25 protein-coding genes are annotated in these 22559 nt (G+C 65.6%); 13 read left to right on the top strand and 12 right to left on the bottom strand.

The features are described from left to right. Positions 1-33: 33 nt before the first annotated feature. The gene (gene gap / locus ACJH6J_RS03785; protein WP_406803521.1) at positions 34-1053 is read left to right on the top strand and encodes a type I glyceraldehyde-3-phosphate dehydrogenase; all 1020 of its coding nucleotides are present in this window, start codon (positions 34-36) and stop codon (positions 1051-1053) included. Positions 1054-1083: 30 nt separating this feature from the next. Here gap and ACJH6J_RS03790 read toward each other — a convergent pair whose 3' ends face one another. Next, positions 1084-1665, bottom strand: coding sequence for a PAS and ANTAR domain-containing protein (locus tag ACJH6J_RS03790; RefSeq protein ID WP_346416879.1), 582 nt, complete (start codon positions 1663-1665; stop codon positions 1084-1086). 335 nt (positions 1666-2000) lie between these two features. Between ACJH6J_RS03790 and ACJH6J_RS03795 the strand changes: the two genes are divergently transcribed. Both ACJH6J_RS03795 and ACJH6J_RS03800 read left to right on the top strand, forming a co-directional pair. Continuing rightward, entirely contained in the window at positions 2001-2723 is a 723-nt protein-coding gene (locus ACJH6J_RS03795; RefSeq protein ID WP_406803522.1) for a hypothetical protein, read from the top strand. Further along, positions 2720-2953 (top strand): helix-turn-helix transcriptional regulator, encoded by a 234-nt coding sequence (locus tag ACJH6J_RS03800; RefSeq protein WP_406803523.1) that lies wholly within the window; start codon positions 2720-2722, stop codon positions 2951-2953. The genes ACJH6J_RS03795 and ACJH6J_RS03800 overlap by 4 nt, the downstream gene beginning before the upstream one ends. A 10-nt stretch (positions 2954-2963) precedes the next feature. Here ACJH6J_RS03800 and ACJH6J_RS03805 read toward each other — a convergent pair whose 3' ends face one another. From ACJH6J_RS03805 to ACJH6J_RS03830, 6 genes are all read right to left on the bottom strand, one after another. After that, positions 2964-4064, bottom strand: coding sequence for a hypothetical protein (locus ACJH6J_RS03805; protein WP_346416853.1), 1101 nt, complete (start codon positions 4062-4064; stop codon positions 2964-2966). Then, positions 4061-4186 (bottom strand): hypothetical protein, encoded by a 126-nt coding sequence (locus tag ACJH6J_RS03810; RefSeq protein WP_346416854.1) that lies wholly within the window; start codon positions 4184-4186, stop codon positions 4061-4063. The genes ACJH6J_RS03805 and ACJH6J_RS03810 overlap by 4 nt, the downstream gene beginning before the upstream one ends. Then, positions 4162-4308 (bottom strand): hypothetical protein, encoded by a 147-nt coding sequence (locus ACJH6J_RS03815; RefSeq protein ID WP_346416855.1) that lies wholly within the window; start codon positions 4306-4308, stop codon positions 4162-4164. The genes ACJH6J_RS03810 and ACJH6J_RS03815 overlap by 25 nt, the downstream gene beginning before the upstream one ends. Next, positions 4305-5135, bottom strand: coding sequence for an ABC transporter permease (locus ACJH6J_RS03820; protein WP_406803524.1), 831 nt, complete (start codon positions 5133-5135; stop codon positions 4305-4307). Before ACJH6J_RS03820 ends, ACJH6J_RS03815 begins: the two co-directional genes overlap by 4 nt. 273 nt (positions 5136-5408) lie before the next feature. Then, a complete protein-coding gene (locus tag ACJH6J_RS03825) occupies positions 5409-5828 on the bottom strand; it encodes a nitroreductase family deazaflavin-dependent oxidoreductase (protein ID WP_406803561.1) in 420 nt (139 codons plus the stop codon). A gap of 86 nt (positions 5829-5914) precedes the next feature. Continuing rightward, positions 5915-7255: a diiron oxygenase gene (locus tag ACJH6J_RS03830; RefSeq protein ID WP_406803525.1), complete on the bottom strand. Its 1341-nt coding sequence runs from the start codon at positions 7253-7255 to the stop codon at positions 5915-5917. A gap of 152 nt (positions 7256-7407) precedes the next feature. On the opposite strand from ACJH6J_RS03830, the gene ACJH6J_RS03835 reads away from it, so the two are divergent. Continuing rightward, positions 7408-8895 (top strand): APC family permease, encoded by a 1488-nt coding sequence (locus ACJH6J_RS03835; protein ID WP_406803526.1) that lies wholly within the window; start codon positions 7408-7410, stop codon positions 8893-8895. Further along, the gene (locus ACJH6J_RS03840; protein ID WP_406803527.1) at positions 8892-9557 is read left to right on the top strand and encodes a helix-turn-helix domain-containing protein; all 666 of its coding nucleotides are present in this window, start codon (positions 8892-8894) and stop codon (positions 9555-9557) included. Before ACJH6J_RS03835 ends, ACJH6J_RS03840 begins: the two co-directional genes overlap by 4 nt. Before the next feature lie 19 nt (positions 9558-9576). On the opposite strand, the gene ACJH6J_RS03845 is transcribed toward ACJH6J_RS03840, so the two are convergent. Further along, positions 9577-10185 (bottom strand): TetR/AcrR family transcriptional regulator, encoded by a 609-nt coding sequence (locus ACJH6J_RS03845; protein ID WP_406803528.1) that lies wholly within the window; start codon positions 10183-10185, stop codon positions 9577-9579. Between the two features lie 94 nt (positions 10186-10279). Here ACJH6J_RS03845 and ACJH6J_RS03850 point away from each other — a divergent pair, with 94 nt between their 5' ends. The 5 genes from ACJH6J_RS03850 (at position 10280) to ACJH6J_RS03870 (ending at position 15408) form a co-directional block, all read left to right on the top strand. Next, the gene (locus ACJH6J_RS03850; RefSeq protein WP_406803529.1) at positions 10280-11176 is read left to right on the top strand and encodes a metal-dependent hydrolase; all 897 of its coding nucleotides are present in this window, start codon (positions 10280-10282) and stop codon (positions 11174-11176) included. After that, positions 11173-12255 carry a PDR/VanB family oxidoreductase gene (locus ACJH6J_RS03855; protein ID WP_406803530.1) on the top strand — a complete coding sequence of 361 codons (1083 nt, stop codon included), beginning with the start codon at positions 11173-11175 and terminating at the stop codon, positions 12253-12255. Before ACJH6J_RS03850 ends, ACJH6J_RS03855 begins: the two co-directional genes overlap by 4 nt. Before the next feature lie 31 nt (positions 12256-12286). Beyond that, positions 12287-13804 carry a flavin-containing monooxygenase gene (locus ACJH6J_RS03860; RefSeq protein ID WP_406803531.1) on the top strand — a complete coding sequence of 506 codons (1518 nt, stop codon included), beginning with the start codon at positions 12287-12289 and terminating at the stop codon, positions 13802-13804. After that, positions 13801-14640: a short-chain dehydrogenase/reductase gene (locus ACJH6J_RS03865; RefSeq protein WP_406803532.1), complete on the top strand. Its 840-nt coding sequence runs from the start codon at positions 13801-13803 to the stop codon at positions 14638-14640. The genes ACJH6J_RS03860 and ACJH6J_RS03865 overlap by 4 nt, the downstream gene beginning before the upstream one ends. A 78-nt stretch (positions 14641-14718) precedes the next feature. Further along, complete coding sequence (locus ACJH6J_RS03870; RefSeq protein WP_406803533.1) at positions 14719-15408, top strand: Abi-alpha family protein; 690 nt, start codon at positions 14719-14721, stop codon at positions 15406-15408. Positions 15409-15424: 16 nt separating this feature from the next. On the opposite strand, the gene ACJH6J_RS03875 is transcribed toward ACJH6J_RS03870, so the two are convergent. Continuing rightward, positions 15425-16108 (bottom strand): TetR/AcrR family transcriptional regulator, encoded by a 684-nt coding sequence (locus ACJH6J_RS03875; protein WP_406803534.1) that lies wholly within the window; start codon positions 16106-16108, stop codon positions 15425-15427. Positions 16109-16296: 188 nt separating this feature from the next. Between ACJH6J_RS03875 and ACJH6J_RS03880 the strand changes: the two genes are divergently transcribed. The 3 genes from ACJH6J_RS03880 to ACJH6J_RS03890 all read left to right on the top strand — a co-directional run bounded on the left by ACJH6J_RS03880 (position 16297) and on the right by ACJH6J_RS03890 (position 20502). After that, a complete protein-coding gene (locus ACJH6J_RS03880) occupies positions 16297-18057 on the top strand; it encodes an AMP-dependent synthetase/ligase (RefSeq protein WP_406803535.1) in 1761 nt (586 codons plus the stop codon). A 17-nt stretch (positions 18058-18074) separates the two neighbouring features. Next, positions 18075-19214 carry an acyl-CoA dehydrogenase family protein gene (locus tag ACJH6J_RS03885; protein ID WP_212806505.1) on the top strand — a complete coding sequence of 380 codons (1140 nt, stop codon included), beginning with the start codon at positions 18075-18077 and terminating at the stop codon, positions 19212-19214. An 88-nt stretch (positions 19215-19302) separates the two neighbouring features. Beyond that, positions 19303-20502, top strand: a complete 1200-nt coding sequence (locus tag ACJH6J_RS03890; RefSeq protein ID WP_406803536.1) for a BTAD domain-containing putative transcriptional regulator — start codon at positions 19303-19305, stop codon at positions 20500-20502. 7 nt (positions 20503-20509) lie between these two features. Here the strand turns inward: ACJH6J_RS03890 and ACJH6J_RS03895 are convergent, their stop codons facing one another. Genes ACJH6J_RS03895 through ACJH6J_RS03905 form a run of 3 tightly spaced genes read right to left on the bottom strand, consistent with a single transcriptional unit; the run spans position 20510 to position 22537 of the window. Then, entirely contained in the window at positions 20510-21316 is an 807-nt protein-coding gene (locus ACJH6J_RS03895) for a hypothetical protein (RefSeq protein WP_406803537.1), read from the bottom strand. Beyond that, complete coding sequence (locus ACJH6J_RS03900) at positions 21306-21914, bottom strand: Mce protein (protein WP_406803538.1); 609 nt, start codon at positions 21912-21914, stop codon at positions 21306-21308. The genes ACJH6J_RS03895 and ACJH6J_RS03900 overlap by 11 nt, the downstream gene beginning before the upstream one ends. Further along, on the bottom strand, positions 21911-22537 hold the full coding sequence (locus ACJH6J_RS03905) for an Mce protein (RefSeq protein WP_406803539.1): 627 nt from the start codon (positions 22535-22537) through the stop codon (positions 21911-21913). Before ACJH6J_RS03905 ends, ACJH6J_RS03900 begins: the two co-directional genes overlap by 4 nt. Positions 22538-22559: the final 22 nt, after the last annotated feature.

Consider the following 22559-nt stretch of genomic DNA (forward strand, 5'->3'; position numbering starts at 1 on the left):
CGTTCTGAAACGATCAAGCGAGGAGTATCGGCAGTGACTATTCGGATCGGCGTCAACGGTTTCGGGCGTATCGGGCGTAACTTCTTCCGGGCCCTGGATGCGCAAAAGGCAGCGGGGAAGAACGCCGATCTGGAGATCGTCGCGGTCAATGACCTGACCTCGACGGATGCGTTGGCGCATCTGTTGAAGTTCGATTCGATCCTGGGCCGGTTGCCCTATGAGGTGCGCGCGGACGGGGACACCCTGATCGTCGGGGACACCAAGATCAAGGCGCTGGCGGTCAAGGACGGTCCGGCGGCGCTGCCGTGGGGTGATCTGGGTGTGGACATCGTGGTGGAATCGACCGGCATTTTCACCGATGCGGCCAAGGCCCGCGGGCATCTGGAGGCCGGGGCCAAGAAGGTGATCATCTCCGCACCGGCGACCGGTGAGGACATCACGATCGTGATGGGTGTCAATGACGACAAGTACGACGGTAGTCAGAACATCATCTCGAATGCGTCGTGCACCACGAATTGTCTGGGCCCGATCGCCAAGGTGTTGAACGATGAGTTCGGGATCGTGCGCGGGTTGATGACCACGATTCACGCCTATACGCAGGATCAGAATCTGCAGGACGGGCCGCACAAGGATTTGCGGCGGGCGCGGGCGGCGGCGATCAACATCGTGCCGACCTCGACGGGGGCGGCCAAGGCGATCGGGTTGGTGTTGCCCGAGCTCAAGGGCAAGTTGGACGGGTATGCGTTGCGGGTGCCGGTGCCGACGGGGTCGGTGACCGATCTGACCGCGGAGCTGGGGAAATCAGCGAGTGCGGCGGACATCAACGCGGCGATGCGGGCGGCGGCCGAGGGTCCGCTGCAGGGGATTTTGAAGTACTACGACGCGCCGATCGTGTCGTCCGATATCGTCACCGACCCGCACAGTTCGCTGTTCGATGCGGGACTGACCAAGGTCATCGACAACCAAGCCAAGGTCGTGTCCTGGTATGACAACGAATGGGGCTACTCCAACCGCATCGGAGATCTCGCCGCACTGGTCGGCAAGTCGCTGTAGCCGCACGCACGCCGGCGATGCGATTCGCGCCTACTGCGCGGATCGCTCGTCGGCCAGGAGCAGCTGGTCGATGGTGCTGATGCTCTCGGCCGACAGACCGGTGCGCCGCAAGGAACCGACCAACTGTGCCGCAACGTCTTTGAGCTTTTGTTTGGTCGCCTGCGAACGCCACTTGAGAATCTCGAAGGCTCGGGCGTCATCGACGTCATAAGCGATCATCAAGATGCCCTTGGCCTGCTCGATGGTCGCGCGAGATTCGACGACGTGGCCCATGGCCGCCGTCAGGTCCGACTGCAGGCTTGCAGTGACGTCGATGTAGTAGCCCTGGGTTCCGATCACCTTCCCCGCCGAGTCGGTCAGATGATCGCTCACCACCACCATCCAATGCGTCTGCCCGTGCACGTCGACGATCCGATGCCGGCTGCTGAACAGCCCGCCCGACTGCACCCGCTGGAGGATGTCGGCGACCTTGGCACGGTCGTCGGGATGCTTGTGACTCAACAGCAGTTCGGTGGTGGGTTGCACCTGTCCCGGCCGGTAGCCATGCATACGGGCCACCTCGTCGGACCACACCCAGCGCTGCTCGGCGACGAAGAACTGGAACCTGCCGATGTCGTGCGCGTGACCGCCGGACAGGACCGTGACCGCGTCCCATTGGGCGGCGGTGGTCTCCATTGCGGGCTCGTCAATCGGTGTCTCAGACACAGCGGTGCGCACTTGTCGACGCAATCACGCGATGGCCGGGCCGATACCTCGACAAGTGCAACCCCTCAGTTCCGGTGAAGAGATAGCTGACGGTAGCCGCGCTCACCGCCGGTGTTAAGGCCATCAAGCGAAGCGTTTGCGAACGTGACCTTGCGTTTGTTGGATAGTCCTACGATTGACATCGCAGGCAGCGTTCATAACCTGCTGCTCGGCCGCCGGTACGTGCAGCGGATGGGAGTCATGTGGACACGGGAATATTCGAAAGCGAAGATCTCGGTGCCACCGAGGAGTTCCTGGGCCGCAGGTACGCGAAGATGCGCCTGCAAACCGATGACGACGACCAGACGTTGCTGCGCCACGAACGGCAACGAGCCGGCACGGTCAGCATCGACGAACTCCACTTCACCTACAGCGTCGGCTATGCCGTCAACCCCCTGGAGCGCGTCTGCATCTGCCGCATGCATTCGGGCGTGCTCGAACAGGACATCATCGGCGAACCGTCCGACGCCTTCACCGCCGGCGACGTGACGCTCCTGGCGCCACCGGAGCTCCCCTACACAGGCCGGCTGTCGCACGCGCACTACGACCTCACGATGTTCGATCCCGCACTACTGAACCGCGTCGCGAACACCGGCCCCGGTCGGCGGTCACAACCCGTGCGGCTCCTCGGACACCGGCCCGTCTCGGCCGCGGCGGGGCGCCAACTCGGAGCGCTGATCGGTTATCTGCGGGATCACGTGCTGCCGTCACCGGAGGCACGTACGTCAGAACTCGTGGCCGCCACCGCCTCCCAGCATCTGGCCGCCAGTGTGCTTGCCGCACTGCCCAATACGGCGACAACCGAACCGACCCCGTCGATCGCCGGGATTCGAACGAACCACTGCTGCGCCGCGCGATCGCGTTCATCGACGAGAACGCCCACCGCGATATCGCCCTCAGCGACATCGCCGAAGCCATCTACGTGACACCGCGAGCGGTCCAGTACATGTTCCGCCGGCATCTGGACACCACGCCCATGCAGTACCTGCGTACGGCCCGGCTGCACCGAGCCCACAGCGAGCTGCTGGCCGGCGATGTCGCGACCACCACGGTGAGCGCCGTCGCCCTCCGCTGGGGTTTCGCCCACACCGGGCGATTCGCGGTGACCTACCGGCAGACCTTCGGCTGCAGTCCCCACCAGACGCTGCGCAGCTGACGTTCTCGGGTCAGTCCGCCGGTGAACCGCTCCAGCGAAACGGCGCCTGCAGCGCAATCACCTTCTCCGCCTTGTCATACCAACCCTGCGGCCCGTGCTGGCTGGTGTGCAGGTAGCACTGCACCCGGACTTCCGCGCTGCCCGGGGTGAACGTCAACAACCGGCTCAGCGGCAGCGTCGTGATCGGCATGTGGTGCCGGCTCAGCGAGGCGACGTTGAGAAACCATGTGCCCCAGCGTTGTTCGATGTGGCTCTTGCCGCCGAAATTGTCGTCGGGATGGGTGTGGGTGTGCCCGGCGATCCACAGCTGAACCCGGCCCGGATGCGCGGCCAGAAACTGTTCGAAAGCGCCCGAGTCCGGCCGGCTGTCCACCCAGTACAGGTATGACGCCCCTTGCGGTGTGCCTGCCTCGAACGGCCGGTGATAGTGCTCCACCAACCGGCCGTCGGCATCGCGGCGCACACCTTCCCACTCTCCCGAGGCGACGGTGGTGTCCTTGAGAACGTAGTGGTGCACCGTCACGATGATCGCGTCGGGGTTGGCCAGCACCATGGCTTTCCACCATCGGAACGTCTCGCCGCTGACAACTCCCCCAGGGTTACCGCCCAACGGGCCGCGACCGACAGACTGCGTGGGTTCATTGCGGTCGCTCAGCATGAGAAACAACAGGTTCCCCACCCGGAACGAGTAGTGCTGCCACACGCCGTCGACCGGAAAGGGCCGGCGCGCACTGTCGACGCCGGAAAACGCCGTGTGCCGCCCGAGCGGGTCGACCCATTTCTGCCACCACCAGGCCTCGGGTTCGTCCAGACCGCTGCGGTCATGGTTGCCGCACACGCTGTAGATGTCCTCGCGCCGATGGCGTCGCAGGCTGTCGAACTGCCGCCGCAGCTCTCGCCCCTCGGCATCGTCGGGAAGGTGGTGGTGGGCGCCTGACATGTCGCCGACATCGAGCGCGATGTCCCAGTCGAACGCCGGGCCGCCGTCGGACCCACCGAATTCAGACTGCGATATCGCCTCGGCCAGGCTGTCTCTGCCGAACCGGCGATCGGTGCCGACGTGGGCGTCGCCGAACGCCCAGAGGCGAAAAGGGTTCAGGCCACCGGTCATTCGCGGTCACCGTCGACCAGTCCCCAGTACCGGCGGATCTGGCTGTCCGCCAGGCCGAACACCGAGTCGACGACGATGCCGATCACCAGCACGACGATCATGACGGCGATGGCCAGCGGCATGTCCCGAGGACCGCCAGAAAGGCCCCGGACTCGATGGTGAGGTCGAGGCCGTCGACGACGGGACGGCCCGCTCCCGGGTACCGCACTGTCAGCGAATCGACGGCGATGTCGCCGGCGGTCACGACTGCTCCTTCGCCCAGCGCACGGTGTGACGCGTGGCCTGGTGGAACAGCTGATCGGCGAGGGCACCGACGATGCCCAGCGCAGCGAGACAGACGAACAACCGGTCGGGTTGGCTGAACAGGCGCGCCTGGTCGAGCCGGAAGCCGAGTCCCTCGGTGACACCGGACTGCTCGGATGCCACGATCAGGATGAGGGATGTCGCGATCCCCTGGCGCAGGCCGGTGAGCACCGCTGGCAGGGCGCCCGGCAGGACGACGTTGGTGAACGTCAACAACTTTGACGAGCCCAGCGATGCCGCCACCCGCAGATGGTCGTCGCGCGTCGCGGCGATCCCGGCGTGTGTGTTCACCCAGACCGGGAAGAAGACGCCGAGGCTGGTGAGGAACAGTTTGGACTCTTCACCGATGCCGAACCACAGGATCGCCAACGGCACCAGCGCAATGGCCGGGATGGGCCGAATGATCTGAATGGTGGGTTCCAACAGGCCCCGGGCAATACGGGAGCGGCCGGTGAGGGTGCCCACCACGATGGCGATCAGCGATCCGACGACAAACCCTTGGAGAGCCCGTCGAAAGCTCGCGGCCGAGTCGGCGAACAGCGTTCCGTCGCTGTACATCTCACGCGCGGCGTGCACAACCTGCGCGGGCGCCGGCAAGAGCCGGGCGGAGAAGAGTTCGAACCGCACCGCGGCGTCCCAGCCGATGATGACGGCGACGAGGCTCAGGATCGGCAGGGCGGCCAACAGCGCCACCCGGGTGAGCTCACCGCGGTCGCGTCGGCGCCGCGGCGCTCCGGCCGTACTGCTCGGTCGAACTGCTGCGGGCACGCCGCTCGAGCTGAGCGCGCCAGAACCGCGTGCGGGTGCCGATACCATCCATCTTCCCTTGCAGACCTGCGTAACGGCCCGCAACGTAACACCGGTACAGACGGAAGCCCGTGCGCCGACGGCGTCACCGCGCCGTGAGCGCCACGGTTGCGTCACCACTGAATCGGCTCAGACCTGCGCTGATTCGGGAGCGGTCGCGCCGTCGTGGCGCGTTTCGATCCTTCTGATCCGATGGTTTTGAGCTCCGGCTTCTGCCCGGCACCCGGGAACGGTCTAGTCGGTGAATTCGATGCGCACAGACACGGGCGCAGTTCCGTAGGACGCGATCTTCGGCCCGGCCGCACCGGACCGCCGCACGCGGGCGCGCACATCGTCATCCGGCACGAAGGTCGCGATGCCGGAACGCCATCGATCTCCTTGCTGGATACGAACATTCGGGTTGGCCTCGATGTTGGCGCCCCAGCCCGACAACGTGCCGTGACCGCAGATGACCCACGCCCCCGTTTCGTCGAAGATCGGCGAAACCGGTACCCGTCGCAGCTGCCCCGTTTTGCGGCCGAGGGTTTCCAATTCGCTTACCTGCGTTCGGCGGACGGCGCCGAGTCGAGCCAGACCCCGCACCGTCGGGTTGAGCAGGTAACGTCCGACCGCGCGGAACACCCGGAACTGTCGTTGTTCGGCGCGAGTATGCACTGTTCCCACGAAACACCCTCCTTGCGGCCCTGGCGATGAGCCCGATACGATGAATATACCGATCGGTCTACCAGTCGGCAAGGTTGTCATAAGCCGGGCATGAACTCGGCAAGTGCCAGGATGCTCAGCACGACCAACGTGAGTCCGATGAGCCCGCCAGCGGGAATCATGATGCTGCACAACGCGATCCAGACAGCGAGCCGCGGCCATTCGAAAGGCTGGTTGCCGACCACGCCACCGACTCGGGTTCGCAGCAGGTGGTACGACGCCCATACGGCCGTTCCCGCCGCCGCCACCGTGATGATCCGCAGCCCTACCGGCGTCGCCGCCATCGCAATAATCGCCGCAATCCCCGCGGCCGCGATTCGACTCCACACCACTGCCACGCCTGCACGGTTGCGGCTGCACGGCTGACTGCGATCAGGCTCACCGCGGTACCGGGGCAACCGGCCGTCGATACCCAACAACCGCCACAGCCAGCGGGTCCAGACCGTACGCAAACCGAGGTCTTCGGCAGCACGGCGGACGTCGGCGGCCGACTCGGCCAACAGCTGCCGAGATCGAGCACTGCGCCAGTAGGCGGCTTTGAAAACGCGCCGCGGAATCCCGAACTGCCGGGCGAACGCCCGTGGCGGTGTGATCATCTCGCCGATGAGCCACCGCAGATAGATCGGAAATGCCAGGGCGTAGCACAGCCGCCGCAGCCGTCCCACGCCCGCGATTCGTTGCGCCAGATAATCGTTGGCGAACGAGATGTGCCTGGCTTCCTCAGCGAGGTGGATCGAGGTGACCTTGTTCAGCAGCGGAGGCACGGCCGCCGAACCCCGATGCTGCAGCGTCTGCTGGAAGTGGAGCGGCTGTTCCCCGCACAGCACTCCGATGAAAAGGAAGATGTTGGCGTAGCCGCCGAGGAAGCCGAGAATCGGCCCGAAGAACCGGGACCCGCGGCGCATGCCGGGAACATCGGCGCCCGTGCGGTTGACGAACTCCTGGAACATCTGGATGTGGTGGCATTCGTCGGTCAGCTCATGGAGCAGGTACCGAAACACCACCGAACGGTTGGGCAAGGTGCCGGCGTGGTGGATCACGCCGCGGATCAACATCATCTCGAATTGCAGTGTCACCTTGAGGATGTTCGCGGCGAGCCAACGGCCCATCGCGATTCGCCGCTCGAGGGGTTGCCGCGCGTACCACTCGGTGGCGGCGAGTGGAGCGATGTCGGAGTCGAGCTGCCAACGTACGTCGTTCGGATCCAGCGCGTTTTCAGCTGCCTCCCAGTCGATGTCGACGAACGGTTCGAAACGCCGACGGGTACTCGCCCGGCTGAGCGATGCGGCGATGTCGTTGTCGAACCCTGCCGGCGGAGCAGCGTTCGGGTGTGATCTGGTCGATTCGGCGGCGGCAGTTGCGGTGAAGCCCACAGTCATGGCGTGACCTCCGTTGGTATCGAAGGGATCGGGATGCCAACGAGCGTGCTGCCAGGCATTTGCGTGCCGGTGTCCGTGGCATTGCGGCGGCGCCTCTTCGCGTGGGAAGCCTTGTCCCAGTGCGGGATACGCGGTCGACACGGCGGTGAAACGTGGCAGAAACAGCGGGATTTCTATACTCGGCGATGCTGACGGACAATCAGGTGCCGCTGCGCGGCCTGGGCCCGCGAACGCGACTGGGCGGCTTGGATCGCGGCGCGCTGGGCGCTGCCGATGTTGCGGCACAGTCTGTTTCGGCCATGGCACCGTGCGGGGCGGCGGCGGCGAGCCCGATGTTGGTCGCTGCCCACGGGGGGCCGGTCGTTGCGAGCACGGCTATTGCGTTCGCCCTCGCTCTGATCGTGGCGTGGCTGGTTCGGGGATTCGCGCGGCGTGTGCCCGCGGCGGGTTCGCTCTATACGTACGTTGCCGTTGGCGTCGGGCCGGTGGCCGGGTTCGTCACGGCCGGTGCGCTGTTGCTCGGCTACCTCGGTATCGGGATGGTCGCGGTCACCGAATTCTCAGCGTTCGCGTTACGGTTGGCATCCGCGACCGGGCTGACGGCGCACGGCTGGCTGGTCGCCGTTGCGGCCCTGGGGTTCGCGGCACTCAGCGGGGTGGTGCTGGTTCGCGGCATCCGGATCTCGGCGCGGGTCGCGCTGGTGACCGAGACCATTGCCGTGGGGCTGGTGGTGGTGGTCGCGGGGTGGCTGCTCTGGCATGGTGGCGTACGCCGTCTACATGATTCGGTGCTGGCTCCGATCCCTGATCTCGGGCACCTGGCTGGTGGTGTCGCGGTCGCAATGGCCGCGTTCGCCGGCTTTGAGACCGCGACAGTGCTGTCGGTCGAGACCCGCGCTCCGCTGCGCACTGTGCCGGCGGCAATCCGTGGCTCGCTGCTGGTGGCCGGGCCCGTCGTGATGCTCGCGACCTTGACCCAAGCCGGAACGCTGAGCCAGACACCGACAGATTCGTGGCTCGGGGCATTGGCTGCCGATCCCGGTGGCCGGTTGCTGGTGCCGGCCCTCTACCTCGCGACGACACTGTCGTCTTTCGCCTGCGCATTGGCATTCACGACAGCGGCAGCCCGCGTCTTGCTGTCTCTGGCCCGCGAAGGCGTCTTACCGGCGGCGCTTGGCGACACCGATCTGCGCAGCAAGGCACCAACCGTCGGGATCTGGGTGTGCACCGCGACCGTATTCGGCGTGCCTTTCGCCATGAGTGCATGCGGCGCCGACCCGGCAGCGGCATGCGGCTCGCTGATGGCCGGCGCGGTCTGCGGCTACCTGCTGGCATATGCCGCGGTGGCCGGCGCGATGCCCGCAATGCTCCGGCGCGTGGGCGAACCCAGCAGGCTGGCGTTGGTGATCGGGCCGGCCTGCGCACTGGTTCTCACGGCCATGGTGGCCGAATTCTGGGGACTGACGATCACCGGCCCGTTCCGGATTGGAGCGGTGGCCGCCACGGCATGGATGCTGCTGTGGGCCGCCGCCGGGTGGCTATTGCGCAGCAGCCGACCGAACGCGTTCGCGTCGATCGGCACACACGCGGGAACTGTCAGATCCGAGGTGTGGCGTGGCTACCTGCGGGGCCCGTCATGACCAGAGCGCTGCGCCCCGACGCCGGGTCGCGTTCGGCGCTCGCCGCGCTGTCCATCATCGAGGAGGTGGCGGCTGCGGGGCCCGGGATCACGGCACTGGAGATCACTCACCGGCTGCGGATGTCACGGTCCTCGGCATACCGATTGCTCGCTGTCCTGGTGGACAGCGAATACCTGGTGCGCACACCGGATTTGGGCGGGTTCGCCCTCGGCCGGCGGATCGACCGATTGGTCGGCATCCCCTCCACTCCGGCGGACCGGTTACGCGAAGCAGTCGACGCCGTGCGAGCCGAAGCACGGTTCGGCATTCATCTGGTCCTGCACCGGTCCACGGGGCGGCCGGCGTTGGAGCTGTTCGACATCGACCCGGATTTTCCGCTGTCTGATCCGGCCCGGGTCATCGCTGAACCGGATTGCTCGGCCATCGGACGGATCGTCGCCGCAGACGCCCGCGGTGAACGCCCGGCGTTCTGCACTCAGCGCGGAATTCTGGTGCCCGGACACGGCTGCCTGGCTCTTCCGATCCGCGGCGCCGACGACAGCCTCGTCGCCGTATTGGCCGCCTCGGCGCCCTCGCATCGCGTCGCAGACACGGATACGTTGCTGGCGTTCCTCACGCCCCACGCCCGGGCGGTGTCGCTCGCCTGCACAACCGCAGGCTGAAGCCCCCGCGTTGCGGCAACTACGGTGTCGGCGTCGATGCGATCGGCAGCAGGTTCCGCCGGGCGAACTGCTCGACCTGTTCGTAGGTTTCCAATGGGGCCAGTACCGCCGGTGTAAGCAGGATCGAATGCGTGATGCGGACGAGGATTTCCGCTCGCGCGAGCAGCTCGGGTTCCGGGACTGCCGCAACGTCCGGACCGCGGAGCACTTCGGCGGTCGCCGCAACGGCGCCCGCCAGCAGCGGTGAGGCTTCGAGGGTCAGTCGAGGCAGCACGGTGTCGGGCTCGATGTCGAGCAGCCGGTTCCAGACCGCGTTCGTGCGCACCGTCTCGATCGTCGTGGCAAAACTGTGCACCACGCGATCCGCGAAATTGTCCGTACGCGCCGCCGCGGCGCGCACCGCTTCGAACAGCTTCTGGGATTCGCGGATGAGCACCGCCGTGACGATCTCGTTCTTCCCGCCGACCCGTCGATAGATCGTGACGCGGCCCAGCCCTGCCCGTTGGGCGATTTCATCGACGGTCGCCCGCCGGATCCCGATCTTGGCGAAGACGTCCAACGCGGCGTCGAGGATCTCTTCGACACCCTCATCACGGGCCGTGTCGAGCGCGAAAAGATCGGTGTGCACGCACCTGACCATAGTCGACACTGCAACATTGAAACAATTGTATGTAGTGTGTTTCACTGTAGCGCGAAGGACTCAGAGCCGAGGAAGGCGTGTGATGGCGAGCAGAAAACCGGGACGAGTGGTACGCGAGTACAACGACGAGGCACTGGCGATCAACGCCCGCCGCGTCCACTTCGATTGGTCCGGCGTCCCGTTGGAGTACATCCCGGGCGAGGCCTATGCCACTCATTTCTGGAACGTGATGCACCTGGTCTTGCCGGAAGGCGAGCGGGCCATGGCCGACGTCTTCAGTCAGGCCCTGCCGTACATCGACGACGAGCGCCTCAAAGAGGAAGTCATCGGATTCGTCGGACAGGAGGCGACGCACGCGGCCTCGCACGAGGGCTTCCGCAACTACCTGCGCGGACACGGTGTCGACGTCGGTGTGGTCCTGCGTCGCATCGAGTTCGCGGTAGAGAAGATTTTCGGTGACCACGGGATCACCGGCCCCGCGCGCAAGGCGTGGCTGAGCGAGCGCCTCGGGGTCTACGCGGCGGCAGAGCATTTCACCGCCGTCATCGGCGAATGGCTGTTGGACAACGAGGCCTTCGATCGCGCCGGCATCGACCCGACGATGCTCGACTTGCTGCGATGGCACGGCGCTGAAGAACTCGAACATCGCAATGTCGCGTTCGATGCCTACCAGTACGTCGACGGTGGCTATGCCCGCCGTGCGCGCACGGCCCTCATCGCATGTTCGGGCCTTGCGTTGCTCTGGTTTTCGACGGCATCGCATCTGTACCGCAACGACGCGACGGTGCAGCGTCGTCGTCCGTGGCCCTTCGAGTACATCCGCGCCGCCCACCATGGATTGGTGCCGGGGGTGTCCTTCCTGTTCTCGCAGATGTACTTCTACCTACGACCGGGTTTTCACCCGTCGACGATGGGCGACATCAGCAAGGCAGTGCGGTACCTCGCGGTGTCGCCCGCGGCGCAGGCGGCACACGCATGAACGAGCTCCTCGACCAGCCCGCGTCTGTCGATGACCCGACGCCAGCGCTCAGGGCCATGGGGCAGTTGGCTCGCGGCTATTCGCGGTTGTTCACCGAAAGCCGGATCGCGGACCGCTTGTCACCGGGCCGTCCGGTACGCAGGGCCGGATACGACGCGCGGCTCGAAGTTGTTGCGGCAGAACGCGTAGCCGACGACGTCGTCAGCCTCACCTTGAGCCGGGCCGACCGTTCACCGCTCCCCCGCTGGACGCCGGGCGCGCATATCGACGTGTTCACCCCGGCCGGACGGCAACGGCACTACTCGCTGGTCGGTGACCAATTCGACCCCCTGCACTATCGAATCGCCGTGCGGCGGATCCCCGACGGCTCGGGTTCGGCCGAGCTGCACCGCGTCCGGGTCGGCGACACGCTGCGGATCCGGGGTCCCCGCAACGCGTTCAGCCTGGCCCCCGCCGACGAGTACGTGTTCATCGCCGGCGGGATCGGCATCACGCCGATCCTGCCGATGGTGCGTGCGGCGGCATCCGGCCCGGTTCCCTGGCGCCTGGTGTACACCGGGCGTTCGCGCGCATCGATGCCCTTCATCGACGAGCTCACCGAGCTCGGGCACGACCGGGTGCTCATCCGGCCCGACGACCACTACGGCACACCGGATCTGGCTGAATTGTGTACGGCCGCTTCAACCAGCGCGGCGTTCTATGTGTGTGGCCCTCCCGCCATGATCGAACGGGCTCGCGATGTCGCCGCCGCGACGGCGCCGGGCCGTACCGCAGAATTCCACAGCGAACGTTTCACCGCCGCACCGATCGTCGACGGCAGAGCGTTCACCGTGCAGCTCACCGAATCGGGGCTCACTGTCGACGTCGCCGCCGACGAGTCGGCCCTCGCCGCGATCCGCCGGGTCAGACCGGACGTGCAGTATTCGTGCCAGCAGGGTTTCTGTGGAGCTTGCCGCGTGCGACTGGTGGACGGCGTTGTCGAGCACCGAGACCGCGTGCTGACGCCCGACCAGCACGCCGACTCGATGATGATCTGCGTTTCCCGCGCCCAGGGTGACTCGATCTCCGTCGCGCTCTAGCCAGCCACCGGCACTCACCAAGGACACACCCATGACCAAACCCACTCCCACACATGTCCATACCGCGATCATCGGTGCCGGCTTCGGCGGGATCGGCGCGGCGATGCGACTCAAGGATTCCGGCGACAACGACTTTCTCGTATTCGAGCGGGCCAGCGACATCGGCGGAACATGGCAGGTGAACACCTATCCAGGAGCGCAGTGTGACATCCCGTCGGTGCTGTACTCGTACTCGTTTGCCCCAAACCCGGACTGGACGCGCCTGTATCCGCTCCAGCGAGAACTGAAGGCCTACATCGAAAGATGTGTCGATGACAGCGGCATCCGGTCGCACATTCGGCTGGGGCACGACGTCACCGACGCCTCATGGGACGACCTGGCCCAGGTCTGGCAGATCACCGCAGGCGGTCACCATTTCACCGCCACCGTCCTGATCCTCGCCACCGGACCATTCAGTGAGCCGTCGATCCCGAATCTTCCGGGCCTCGAGGACTTCTCGGGCCCGGCCTTTCACTCGGCGGAGTGGCGCCATGACGTCGACCTCCGCGGAAAGGCGGTCGGTGTCATCGGCACCGGGGCTTCGGCCGTGCAGTTCATCCCGCGGATTCAGCCTGACGCCGCCGAACTGGTTGTTTTTCAACGAACTCCGACGTGGATCTTGCCCCATCCGGACCGCCCGGTCGGGCCCGCGGTGCGTTCGGTGTTCCGCACGGCCCCGCTCGTCCAGCGCGCAGCCCGTTCGGCGGTCAGCCTCGTCCAGGAAGCGATGGTGCCCGGCCTGGTCCATCTCCCGGCGCTGCTCCAGCCGATGGCGGCCGTCGGCACATGGCATCTCCGCAGGCAGGTCCGCGACGAGAACCTGCGGGAAAAGCTGACACCGAGGTATGCGTTCGGATGCAAACGACCGACGTTCTCCAACACCTATTACCCCGCGCTGGCCGCGGACAACACCGTCGTGGAAACCGCCGCGATCCGGCGGGTCACCAAAGACGGCATCGAAACCGCCGACGGGCACCACCATCGCCTCGACGCCATCGTTTTCGGAACCGGGTTCAAACTGGCCCATAACGAAGGATTCACCCGCATTCACGGCCGAGATGGCCGCAGCCTCGCCGAGGTGTGGGCCGGCGGAGAGATGAAGGCGCACTTGGGCACCGTCATTCCGGGCTTTCCGAATCTGTTCATGATCCTCGGCCCGAACTCGGTGGTGTATACGTCGCAGATCGTGACGATCGAGGCGCAGCTCGACTTCGTACTCGACGCCATCGCGCAGATGCAGCGCCGTCAGATCCGCAGTATCGAGGTTTCGAACGACACCCTCGACAACTTTGTCGCACACGTCGACCGGCGCCTTGCGGACTCGGTGTGGAACTCCGGTGGTTGCCAAAGCTACTACTTGAGCCCGTCTGGCCGAAATTTCACCTTCTGGCCTGGCTTCGTCTTCACATTCCGACGCCAGATGCGGCGAATTCGCCTCGCGGAGTTCGATATCCGCTACGCGACCGTGCCGCCCGAATCCGGCCGCGCCGAGTTGGTGGTCGGACGATGAACGCACGTGCAGCGATACCCCTTTCTGGTGCAGTGGTTTTCATCACCGGCGCGGCACAAGGCATCGGGTTCGAAGCGGCCTCCCGTTTCGTGGCGGCCGGATCCCGAGTGGTCCTCGTCGACGTCGACGAAGAGAAACTCGGGAAAGCCCAGGAACAGCTGGGGATGGACACCATCGGCATCGTCGCCGATGTGCGCGATGCCGCCGCGTTGACCGCCGCGGCCGACCAGGCGGTGCACGCCTGGGGCCGCATCGATGTGGTGGTCGCCAACGCCGGCGTCACACCGCCGCCGGCAACCCTGCGCACCATCGAACCCGATGCGTTCCAACGGGTTATCGACATCAATCTGCTCGGTGCGGTGCACACCGTACGCGCGACGACCGAGCACATCATCTCCAGTAGCGGACACATTCAGCTGATCGGGTCATGCGCTGCGTTCGCACCGGGCATGGGCGGTGCGGCGTACATGATCAGCAAAGCCGGTGTCGAACAGCTCGGGCGAGCGTTGCGCATCGAGCTCGCCACCCACCAGGTGACGGTCGGAATCTCCTACTTCGGCATCGTCGACACGGCGCTGGCCCGCACCACACTCGATGACGATCCGATGGGCCAACGCATCGGCGAACTGTTGCCCTGGCCATTGAACAAGCGCATCGACGCCGGTCACGCTGCCGCGAGCATTGTCGACGCAGTCGGCCGGCGCAGAGCCAGCAGCACCGTGCCGCGCGCATGGATCCCCTATGCCTGGCTTCGCGGTGTCATCAACGTGCTCCTCGACCAGCAACTCGCGGCCAACCAGACGGTGGCCGCCATCATCCGGCAACTGGAGCGCTAACACGCTGCCTCGCAGCGGAAGCCAGATCACCAACCCGCACCAGTCGAAAGAACCGCCCTCCAGAAAAGAGATGACACGATGGTCACCACCTCCGACGTGCACGGCCTGATCGCGACCGCCACGACATTCGCCCGGCGCCGGCTATCCGTGGCGGGGCGAGCCGATATCCCCGTGCGGGAGGTGCCGTCGCGCGTGCAGGCCGGCGGGCCGCCGCACGGGCCATCGCGGCCGGCCGATGCCGACATTGCGACACAGAGTGATTCGTCGCAGTCGAACGAATCGTTGCGCACCAGAATGGCCGAGTTGTTGGACCGCTCACTGGACCAGAGCACGGGCGAGACGCGGCTGGAGCTCTACGACCGTATCGTCGACCAGCTTGTTGCCGACGAGGCGAGGATTCTCCGTGCGCTTTCGGACGGCACCACCTCTCCCCTGGTCAACGTCTATGCGCAGTCTCGGCGGTGGTCCTTGCCTCGAGCCGTCCTGACCAACACCTCGCTGATCGGCCGCACCGCGGGCGTGACGCTGCCGACCATGGTGCCGATCTACGTCGCGAACCTGTTGCGGCTCGGTCTGGTTGAAATCGGACCCCGGGCAGACGGATCCGAGCCCGGCTACGAGGTCCTCATGGCGGAACCAAGCGTCATACGCGCCATCGCCGATGCGCAGGAGGCGCGGCAGTCCACTCGGGTGGAACGGCTCAGTCTGCGCCTGTCCGACCTGGGACGCGAGCTGTGGACGACAACGACGTGCGACAGTTCCCGGTAAGGCACAAATTCTGGAACTACCTGGGCCACAATGCGTTCCGCCATAGGGCTGACACCGCGTCGATAGTGCGATCGAGGTGGCCGGATTGCGCACCGACACCCGCGGTTTCACTGCCGGCGACCGTCGCGGTGGTCAGGACACGCACCAGAGCAGGGAGGTCGGTCGAGATCGGTTGGGCGCCTTGATGTACCTCGGCCGACACGATCTCCACGATGCGGCGAGTGATCGCGTCCTCCACGGCGGCGACGATCTCGGCGATCTCCGGTTCGTAGCCTGACGATGCGCGACACGAGGCCCACACCGGGTCGTCGGCAGCCAGGGCGGCACGGATACCGGCGATGACCCGTGCGACCAATGCCGGAGTGGACTCCCCCGGTGTCCGCAACGCAAACGACTTATCGAGCATCGCGGCAGTGGTGCGTCCGTGCAGCAGTTCCGCCAGGGCGGAGTACTTGGATTCGAAATAGAAATAGAACGCGGTTCGCGTGACACCGGCCTGCCGAGTGATCGCCTGTACTGAAACCTCCGTAATCGGGTTTCGATCCAGCAATTCGCGTAGCGCTGTCAAGATCGCCGTACGGGCGTGATCACCACGGTTGGTGATCGTCGTTCGGTCACGACCGGTGGTGCTCGGACTGTCGGTGGCAGTCGGACGCGCCTGGCAGCACGTGCCGTTCGGTTGACGTCGAGTTGCCAACATCACGGCTCTCCTTTTGTCGGGCAGGGTATTTCACTGAACACAGCGGGCACCGGACGACGTGCGTGAGACCTCTCCATCGCCCACGATTGAAACAATCATACGTAATATGTTCTACTGTTTCAGCCTGAGCCGTTGCGGCCGCACCCCCGGTCCGGACCCCGCACGGCACTGCTGCGAGAAGGGGTGTGATGAGCGAAAGTCTGTGCGCGCACTTCCAGCGGCGCGTTGCCGAACTCGGTGACACCGCGGCGATTTGCCGCGCCGACGGCACAGTGGCATTGACCTGGTCGCAGTACGGCGACCAAGTTCGAAGAGTGGCCGCCGGTCTGGCCGCGCTGGGCGTGCGGCGCGGCGATGTGGTGGCGATGATGCTCACCAATCGTCCCGAGTTCCACGTTGTCGACGCGGCGGTGATGCATCTCGGTGCGATCGGCTTTTCGGTGTACAACACCAGCGCCGCGGCGCAGATCACGTACCTGTTCGACAACGCCCAGCCGGCAGTCGTGGTCAGCGAGGCGCAATATCTGGAGAAGGTGCTCGCTGCCTCGTCAGGAACCGATGTGCGCAACGTCATCTCGGTCGACGAACCGAACCACGGTGTGCTCACCCTCGATGAGGTAGCAGATGGTGGTGCTGAGGATTTCGACTTCGACGCCGTGTGGAAAGCCGTTCAGCGCGACGACATCCTGACCCTCATCTACACCAGCGGGACCACAGGGCACCCCAAAGGCGTAGAGCTGACGCACGGCAACTTGCTGTACCAACTCGAGGTGATCCCCAGTGTGGTGGGCAATCTCAGCCGGGGTCGAGTGCTGTCCTATCTGCCGGATGCACACCTGATCAACCGTTGGATCGGCCAGTACGCGCCGATGTACTTCGGCATCACGGTCACCGATGTCGATGACCCGAAGATGCTGATCGACGTACTGGGCCGCGTGCACCCGACGTTCTTCGTCGCGGTACCGATGCTCTGGTACAAGATTCGGGCTCGCGTCGAGGCACTCATCGCGGAGCAGACCGGACCGGCAGGCGCGCTCGCGCGGTGGGCCCTGGCAGCCGGCAAGAAAAAGGCGGGAGCCACCCTGGTGGGAGGCCGGCTGCGACTGCTCGACGAAGCAGCCGCCGTCGCGGCGGACGTGTTGGTGTTGTCCAAGATTCGCGCGCGCCTCGGAATGGACCAACTGAGCGCGGCCGTGTCGGGCGCTGCCCCCATCGACGTCTCCGTACTCGAGTTCATGCTTGCGATCGGTATTCCCGTGTTGGAGGCATGGGGCATGTCGGAGACCTCCGCGGTAACGACCGTCAATCCCAGAGACCGGCTCAAGCTCGGCACGGTGGGTAAACCAATCCCCGGCACACAAATCAAACTGGCCACCGATGGCGAGATTCTGGTCCGCGGATGTGGGGTGATGCGCGGATACCACCGCGATCCCGGTCGCACCGCGGAAATCCTCGATGTCGACGGCTGGATCCACACAGGCGACATCGGCTCGGTCGACGCCGACGGGTATCTGCGTATCGTCGACCGCAAGAAGGAGTTGATCATCAACTCCGGTGGAAAGAACATGTCCCCCAGCAACATCGAGGGAGCACTGAAAGCAGCCAGCCCGCTGATCGGCGCTGTCGCTGCCATCGGTGACAACCGTCCGCACATCGCCGCGCTGATCACGCTCGACCCCGATGCGGCCGCTGACTTCGCCTCCCGGCATGGATTCGCCGGCGCCACCGTCGACGAGATGGTCGACCACGAGGCGACACAGCAGGCGGTGTCTGATGCGGTGGCGTCGGCGAATACCCGGCTATCCCGGGTGGAGCAGATTCGGAGCTGGAAAGTCCTGCCGCAGTATTGGATTCCCGGCGGGGATGAGCTGACGCCGACGCTCAAGCTGCGCCGCGCACCCATCGCCGAAAAATATGCCGCACAGATCGACGCGCTGTACGCGCGTTGAAGGAGAGGAACAAGACAGTGACCCCCGCATCGACGACCGAACTTGCCGACCTGTCCGGTTTGGCCCGCGACTTCTTCGCCAAGGAAGTCGTTCCGCGTCACGAGGAATTCGCCGCCGCCGGCGAGCCCGACCGCGCGTTGTATCGCCGTGCCGGCGACCTGGGGTTGCTATTGATGTCGATCTCGGAGGAATTCGGCGGCGGTGGCGCGACTTTCGCGCACGAGGCGGTGCTCTTCCGGGAGCAGGCCTACGCCGGTGATCTGTCCATGCAGTTGGGCGTCCACACGGGCATCGTCCCGCACTACCTGAACGCCTACGCCACCTCCGCGCAGAAGCTGCGCTGGCTGCCCAAACTCGCTGCCGGTGAATGGATCGGTGCGATCGCCATGACCGAACCCGGTACCGGATCAGATCTGCAGGCCATTTCGACGCGGGCCGTTCGCGTGGGAGACGAATACGTGATCTCCGGCGCCAAGACGTTCATCTCGAACGGCGCGACGTGCGACCTCATCATCATCGCGGCCAAGACCGATCCGCAGCAGGGTGCGGCCGGGTTGTCGCTGTTCGCCGCCGAAGTTCGCGACGACACTCAGGGATTCCAGCGCGGCCGCAAGCTGAAGAAGATCGGCCAGAAAGGGCAGGACACCACCGAACTGTTCTTCGATGAACTTCGTGTCCCCGCGGAGAACCTGCTCGGCGGCGTCGAAGGTCGCGGCTTCGTCCAGCTGATGCAGCAGTTGCCGCAGGAGCGCCTGATCGTGGGCGTCGCCGCCCTGGGCGCGGTCGAAGCCGCATACGACCACACGCTGGCGTACGTCAAGGAGCGCCACGTGTTCGGGAAACCCCTCTTCGCCCTGCAGAACACCCGTTTCGAACTGGCCGAGATCGCCACCGTGATCGACGTCATGCGCACGTTCGTCGACGACGCGATTCAACGTCACGTCCGCGGCGACCTCGACGTCAAACGCGCCGCGCAAGTCAAACTCTGGTGCTCCGAACAACAGACACAAGTCGTCGATCGCTGCCTGCAACTGCATGGCGGTTACGGGTACATGGAGGAATACCCCATCTCCCGCCTGTTCGTCGACAGTCGGATCTCGCGGATTTATGCCGGTGCCAACGAAGTCATGAAGGACCTCATCGCGCGCCACCTCTAGCCCGGATGATTCGGCCTTCCTGATCGGGCTTGGTGTGCAACCCTCTACCCGTGCAATTGGGTAGGTTCGGCCACGCGGGGAGCTATTGATGGGTGGCCAGACACCGGCGACGCCCGCACCTCAGCGCCGTGGAGCCGCACACGACATCCAATTCGGGGTGCTGGGTCCGCTGGAGGTGACCATCGCGTCGAGGTCGATTCAGGTCGGGACGCCGAAACAGCGCGCGGTACTTGCCATGTTGGTGGCGAACGCCAACCGCGCCGTCAGTGCCACTGACTTGATCACCGCAATCTGGGAAGACGAACCACCGGCCGCCGCTCGCATCTCCGTGAGTGCGTACGTGTCGAATCTGCGCCGCATCCTCACCGACGCGGGCGTCGATGCCCATGCCGTGGTGTCCACCGCACCCCATGGCTACCGACTCGAAATCACCCCAGAACAAAGCGATCTGGCCCGGTTTGCCACCGAACAGCAAGCCGGGATCGACGCCGTGGCCGCCGGACGCTTCGAGGCGGCCAGTGCTCACCTCACCGCTGCGCTGCGCCAGTGGCGCGGCCCCGTCCTCGACGACCTGCGCGACTTCGCCTTCACGGAGGCGCTGCGCAACGCGTTAGCCGAGGACAAAATCGTTGCGCAGACCGCACGCGCCCACGCCGAGATCGCTTGTGGCCGAGCCCATACCGTCGTTCGTGAGCTCGAAACCCTGGTCGGCGAACATCCCTACCGCGAACCGCTCTGGGCGCAACTGATCACGGCGTACTACCTCACCGACCGCCAATCCGACGCACTCGATACCTATCACCGGCTCAAGACAACGTTGTCCGATGACCTCGGCATCGACCCCGCGCCGGCACTGCGCACCCTGTACGAACAAATCCTGCGCCAGGAACCGCTCGACGTACAGCGCAATGCCCAGGCTGCGGCCCAGACGATCATCGCCTTCGAACCCGATGTGACGACCCTGATCGACCCTGTCACCGCGGCCCTGCGCGACGTGCACGATCACCTTCATCGACTCAAGGGGGCGGCCACCCGCATCGGACGCAACCCCGACAACGACCTTGTCGTGGCCGACGACAAGGTCAGCCGGCACCACGCCGTCATCAACAACACCGGCTCCACCCACATCATCACCGACCTCGGGTCTGCCAACGGCGTCCATGTCAACGGCGAGCGCATCCGCGCCACGGCTGAACTCCACGACGGCGACACCATTCGAGTGGGTGGTCAGGTGTTCGTCTTCCAGACCTACCCGCCGGCTACAGCGCGGGACGGTGACCGGGACTGACCCGAGCTCAGCCGCCGTACTGCGGCTTGAGCTGACCCGCCAACGACGCCAGCGGCACATTGGCGACGACGGTGCCACCGTCCATGGACCAACTGAATCGGTCTCGTGGGCTTGGGCTTTCGCGAGACATCGGCTGGTCCGGCATGTAGAGGCGCAGTGAATCACCGGTCAGCGCGAAGGCACGGTAGTTGCCCGAGTAACCCGGACCGTCGCCGTCGGGCTGGAACTCCTCCACGGTGAACGGATAGGTGCCCGGCGCGTGCGGCGGCGCGGCGGCGTCGAGCACCGGCGGCAGGATCGGCGCGGCGGCAGCCGAAACCGCCTGGTTCGCATTGACTCCCGGCCGGAACAGATCGGGCAGGTACAGCCGGCGGCCGCTGTTCATGTCGAAGAGGAAAGACCGGTACGCGTTGTTGGACTGGATGCCGAAAGGCTCGAACGTCTCGTGGACGACCACCGACTGCAGGCCCCCGGGCCCGGGAATGATCTCGTAGTCGGCGCGCGCACTGCTATCCCGTGGCGTGGTGTTGCCGGTGGCGCGCCAGCCGTTGAACAGCCGCGTGTAGTAGTCACGCAATACCGGCCCGGCGGTCGGGTTGTCGATCAGTTCGGCCGGAACCCGCAGGGACAGCAGCATTTCGGCTTCTCGCTGGGATTTGACGACGGCAGTGCAGGCACCGCCGTCCCAGACCGCGCCGAGTTGCGAGCAGAAACTGTCGATGGCCGCATGGGCGACGGGCGCGCCAGTCAAACACGTCGTCGCGACCACTGTTGCACCCACGGCAGCCAGGGCCGCCCGGACTCTACTTGCCACGTTTACCGTCCGCTCCGGCAAGCAGCACCTCGGCCGCCAGCCACCTGTCTCCCACCTTGCGCATCGTCATCGACACGCTGACGTAATCGGTCCGCTTCTCTTTGACCCCGGCACTGGTGACGTCCTGCTTCACCGAAAGCAGCACGTCGACGTCGTCGCCCCGCACGTCCTTGACCGCAGAGTCCTCGACCACACCCGTCGTGCTGACCTTGTTGTCGATCAACATCTTTCGCATGGTCGCCGCGGCCTTGCTGTAGGCGTCCTTGAACTCACCCGTCGCCCCACCCAGGACATCGGCGAAGTTCTTGTCGATCGTGTTCTGGTCGGTGGTGGTCAGCGTGACGGCGTATGCGCGCGCTGCTGTGAGAGCTTCTGCGGCCTCGGCGTCACGTTGCTGCTGGGCGTATACCAATGCCCACGCGGTGCCCGCCGCGGCCGACAGCGCGATGATCACGACGGCCACGGCCCAGCAGAGGCTGCGCCGGACGGCATACGTCTTCGGGGCCTTGGGCTCGGCGGCATCCGCCGGCGTGGGTGACTCGACCTCGAGGGCCTCGTCCACGTCCACGTCGGTGATGTCGGTCTCCTTGTCGGTCACAGGATTTCGACCCTGCTGGCCAGCCAGCGGTCGCCGACCTTGTCCATGGTCATGTCGATGCGGTTGCGGTCGATGCGTGGGCTCGGGTTGTTCGCGTTGGTGATCGACTGGTCGACGAACAGCAGCACCTCGACCTTGTCGGGCGTCGCTGACTTGACTGCCGCCGCGACGACGATGCCCGTTCCGGAGGCCTTGTTGTCGATCAGCACCTGCCGCAGTTGCGTGGCGCCCTGGCTGTAGGCGTCCTTGAACTCGCCGGTGGAACCATCGAGCGACTTGCGGTAATTCTCATCGATGTTCTTGGCGTCCAACGTCGTCAGCACCACGGCGTAGTCCTTCGCGGCCTGCAGTGCCGCGTCACTCGCGGCGTTGACCCGGTACTGCTCGTACTGCCGCCAGCCCAGGAAGCCCAGTGCTGCCACCAGAATCGTGAACAGCAACGCGCACACCACCGCGGCCAGACCGACCCGCCGCTTCTCGACCGCGGCGGGTTCCGCGCTCTCCACGGCCGCATCCGTCTCCGTCACATCGGCGGCATCGGACTCGACCGGCGCTTCGGCCGCTTCGGTTTCGGTGTCGTGCACCTGGTCGAATACGTCGGTACTTGCAGTTCGTTTACTCATCACTTCTCGCGTGTCTCGTGGA

It is taken from the genome of Mycobacterium sp. SMC-18, assembly GCF_045310895.1.
Taxonomy (GTDB): domain Bacteria; phylum Actinomycetota; class Actinomycetes; order Mycobacteriales; family Mycobacteriaceae; genus Mycobacterium.